Raw genomic sequence first — 4,447 nt, 5'->3', positions numbered from 1 at the left:
ATGACCGAGATTAGACGCACGCCGCTTTTTGGGCTTCACGTTGAGTTGGGCGGCAAGATGGTTGATTTTGCCGGGTGGGAGATGCCGGTTCAGTATCCGCTGGGGATCATGGGCGAGCATAAGCAGTGCCGCGAGAAGGCGGCGTTGTTTGATGTGTCGCATATGGGTCAGGTGATATTGCGGGGCGAGAATGTGGGCGAGAAGCTGGAAGCACTGTGTCCGCAGGCTTATGCGACGCTGAAGGAAGGCAAGGCGCGGTACGGGTTCTTCACCAATGCCGAAGGCGGGATCATGGATGACCTGATCGTGTCGAACGCGGGGGATCATTACTTTGTGGTGGTGAACGCGGCGCTGCGCCATCAGGACATTCCGCATATGCGCGCCAATCTGGACGGGGTTGAGGTGACCGAGATCTTCGACCGCGCGCTGGTTGCGGTGCAAGGCCCCAAGGCCGAGGATGTGGTGGGCGCGCTCTGCCCCGCGGCGCGCGATCTTAAGTTCATGGAAACCACGATTGCCGACATCCTGGGTGTCGAATGCCGCATCTCGCGGCTGGGCTACACGGGCGAGGACGGGTACGAGATCTCGATCCCCGAAGACAAGGCGATCGAGATCACCCGGGCGTTCCTTGCGCATGAGGATTGCGAACCGGCGGGTCTGGGCGCGCGCGATAGCCTGCGGCTTGAAGCCGGTCTGTGCCTTTATGGCAATGACATCGATCAGAGCACCTCGCCGGTCGAGGCCAGCCTTGGCTGGGCGATGCAGAAGCGCCGCAAGGAAGAAGGCGGCTTTCCGGGTGCGGAACGTGTGCAGCGCGAACTGGCCGAGGGGCCTGCGCGCAAGCTGGTGGGCATCAAGCCCGACGGCCGCGCCCCCGCGCGTCAGGGCGTGGAAGTGCAATGCCTTGAGGGCAATACCATCGGTCAGATCACCTCGGGCAGCTTTGGCCCCACGGTCGGCGGCCCGGTTGCGATGGGCTATGTGTCCGCGGGCCATGGCGAGCCGGGCGAGAAGGTCAACCTGATCATCCGGGGCAAGGCGCAACCGGCACAGATCGTGGCGCTGCCCTTCGTCAAACAGAATTACAAGCGTTGAAGTCAGGAGAGAGACACCATGGCAACCTATTATTCCGAAGAACATGAATGGCTGGCGGTCGACGGCGACACGGCCACGCTGGGCATCACCAAACACGCGGCCGAGCAGCTGGGTGAGGTGGTCTTTGTCGAGCAGCAGGAAGTGGGCGACGAGTTCGAGAAGGATGGCGAGATCGGCGTGATCGAATCCGTCAAGGCCGCCTCCGAGCTTTACGCGCCGGTTGATGGCGAGATTACGGAAGTGAACGAGGCGCTGGCTGACAACCCCGGAGCGCTGAACGACGACCCCGAGGGCGAGGCCTGGATCTACAAGATCAAGATCGCCGATGCCGCGCAGCTGGAAGATCTGATGGACGAAGCCGGCTACAAGGCCTTTATCGGCTAAATCCGGCCCGGAGCCCCAGAGACCGGGGCTCCCTGCTTCATCTTTTTCCAAATACTCCCGCCGGAGGCTCCTGCCGTCTCCGCCGGGTCTGACCTATCCTTGAGGAGCGCTGCAATGGCCTTCAAACTGACCGATTACGAAGCCTATGACTTCGCCAATCGCCGCCACATCGGCCCGTCGCCCACCGAAATGCGCGACATGCTGCAGGTGATCGGCTTCAAGACGCTGGACCAGCTGATCGACGCCACCGTCCCGCCCGCGATCCGGCAGAAGGAACCGCTGGACTGGGGTCCGGCGATGACGGAACGCGATGCGCTCTTTCACATGAAGCAGGTGGCGGGCAAGAACAAGGTTCTGACCTCGCTGATCGGTCAGGGATATTACGGCACCACCACCCCGGCGCCGATCCTGCGCAACATCCTGGAAAACCCGGCCTGGTACACGGCCTACACGCCCTATCAGCCCGAGATCAGCCAGGGCCGGCTTGAGGCGCTGCTGAACTTCCAGACCATGGTCAGCGACCTGACCGGGCTCGATGTGGCCAACGCGTCCCTGCTGGACGAAGCCACAGCCGCAGCAGAAGCCATGGCGATGGCCAAGCGCGGCGGCCGGTCCAAGGCCAATAACGCGGCCTTCTTCGTGGATCGCAACTGTCATCCGCAGACCATCGCGGTCATCAAAACCCGCGCCGAACCCTTGGGCATCGACGTGCAGGTGGGCGATCCCGATCAGCTGGATGCAGGTGCCGTCTTTGGCGCGATCTTCCAGTATCCGGGCACCCATGGCCATGTGCGCGACTTCACGAACGAGATCGCGGCGCTGCATGAACATAACGCCATCGCCGTTGTCGCCGCCGATATCCTGTCACTGGCGCTGCTGAAATCCCCCGGCGAGATGGGCGCGGATATCGCCATCGGCTCAACCCAGCGCTTTGGCGTGCCGATGGGTTATGGCGGCCCGCACGCCGCGTATATGGCGACCACCGACAAGCTGAAGCGCTCGATGCCGGGCCGGATCATCGGGGTCAGCATCGACAGCCGCGGCAACAAGGCCTACCGCCTGTCGCTGCAAACCCGCGAGCAGCACATCCGCCGCGAAAAGGCGAACTCGAACGTCTGCACCGCGCAGGCGCTGCTGGCCGTCATTGCCTCGATGTATGCGGTCTATCACGGACCCGACGGCATCAAGGCGATCGCGCAATCGGTGCACCGCAAGACCTCGCGCCTGGCCGCCGGTCTGGAAGAGGCGGGCTTTGCGGTCGAACCCGAGGTGTTCTTCGACACCATCACGGTCGAGGTCGGCCATCTGCAGAATGTCGTTATGGAGGCCGCCGTGGCCCGTGGCGTCAACCTGCGCAAGGTCGGCGAGACCCGCGTGGGCATCAGCCTGGACGAACAGACCCGCCCCGAGACCATCGAGGCGGTCTGGGGTGCCTTCGGCATCGACCGCAAGGATGACAGCTCGAACAAGCAATACCGCCTGCCGGATTACGCGCTGCGCGAAAGCGCGTACCTGACCCACCCGATCTTCCACAAGAACCGGGCCGAGGCCGAGATCACCCGCTATATGCGCCGTCTGGCCGACCGCGACCTGGCGCTGGACCGGGCGATGATCCCGCTGGGGTCCTGCACCATGAAGCTGAACGCCACGGTCGAGATGATCCCGGTCACCTGGCCCGAGTTCGGCAACCTGCATCCTTTCGTGCCCGAAGATCAGGCGCAGGGCTACCATCAGATGATTGCGGATCTGAACGACAAGCTGTGCCAGATCACCGGGTATGACGCGATCTCCCAGCAGCCCAACTCGGGCGCGCAGGGCGAATATGCGGGCCTTCTGACCATCCGCAACTATCACTTCGCCCGCGGCGAAGGGCAGCGCAATGTCTGCCTGATCCCGACCTCGGCCCATGGCACCAACCCGGCCTCGGCGCAGATGGTGGGCTGGCAGGTTGTGCCGGTGAAATCGGATGACAAGGGCAATATCGATCTGAATGATTTCCGCGAAAAGGCGGAAAAGCATTCGGACCATCTGGCCGCCTGCATGATCACCTATCCCTCGACCCATGGCGTGTTCGAGACCACCGTGCAGGAGGTCTGCCAGATCACCCATGATCACGGCGGTCAGGTCTATATCGACGGCGCCAACATGAACGCCATGGTCGGGCTGGCACGTCCGGGTGACATTGGCGGCGATGTCAGCCACCTGAACCTGCACAAGACCTTCTGCATCCCGCATGGCGGTGGCGGCCCCGGCATGGGTCCGATCGGCGTCAAGGCGCATCTGGCCGAACATCTGCCGGGCCACCCGGAATACGGCACCGCCGTGGGTCCGGTCTCGGCGGCACCCTTCGGCTCGCCCTCGATCCTTCCCGTCTCATGGGCCTATGTGCTGCTGATGGGCGGTGCGGGGCTGACGCAGGCCACCAAAGTGGCGATCCTGAACGCCAACTACATCGCGGCGCGCCTCAAGGACGCCTATCCGATCCTCTACACATCGGAAACGGGCCGGGTGGCACATGAATGCATCCTCGACACAAGGCCGCTGGACGAGGCGGCGCATGTCACCGTCGACGATGTGGCCAAACGTCTGGTCGATTCAGGCTTCCACGCGCCCACGATGAGCTGGCCGGTGGCCGGAACCCTGATGGTCGAGCCCACCGAATCCGAACCCAAGGACGAGCTCGACCGCTTTTGCGACGCCATGCTCTCGATCCGCTCGGAAGCGCAGGACATCATCGACGGCAAGATCGACGCGGAAAACAACCCGCTGAAAAACGCCCCCCACACGGTGCGTGATCTGGTCGGCGACTGGGACCGCCCCTACACCCGCGAACAGGCCTGCTTCCCTCCGGGATCCATGGGCGTCGACAAATACTGGTCCCCCGTCAACCGCGTCGACAACGCATACGGCGACCGAAACCTCGTATGCACATGCCCACCAATGACAGAATACGAAGACGCCGCTGAGT

At 63.3% G+C, this 4,447-nt stretch carries 3 protein-coding genes; all 3 read left to right on the top strand.

The window, feature by feature from the left end; genetic code table 11:
- Positions 1-1,095 (top strand): glycine cleavage system aminomethyltransferase GcvT, encoded by a 1,095-nt coding sequence (gene gcvT / locus ACR0M9_RS20925; RefSeq protein ID WP_480560853.1) that lies wholly within the window; start codon positions 1-3, stop codon positions 1,093-1,095.
- 18 nt (positions 1,096-1,113) lie between these two features.
- Positions 1,114-1,479: a glycine cleavage system protein GcvH gene (gene gcvH, locus ACR0M9_RS20920; RefSeq protein WP_209505056.1), complete on the top strand. Its 366-nt coding sequence runs from the start codon at positions 1,114-1,116 to the stop codon at positions 1,477-1,479.
- 114 nt (positions 1,480-1,593) lie between these two features.
- Positions 1,594-4,447: aminomethyl-transferring glycine dehydrogenase (gene gcvP, locus ACR0M9_RS20915; RefSeq protein ID WP_480560855.1), on the top strand; the 2,854-nt coding region annotated here is incomplete at its 3' end.

Source organism: Ruegeria sp. CH2, from assembly GCF_056537065.1.
Note: the sequence above shows the minus strand (reverse complement) of the source record. Positions and strands in the feature narration are given on the sequence as shown.

What these genes read in the sequence shown, in the direction of transcription:
- gcvT (WP_480560853.1), top strand. Translation starts at nt 1, where the DNA reads ATGACCGAGATTAGACGCACGCCGCTTTTTGGGCTTCACGTTGAGTTG.
- gcvH (WP_209505056.1), top strand. Translation starts at nt 1,114, where the DNA reads ATGGCAACCTATTATTCCGAAGAACATGAATGGCTGGCGGTCGACGGC.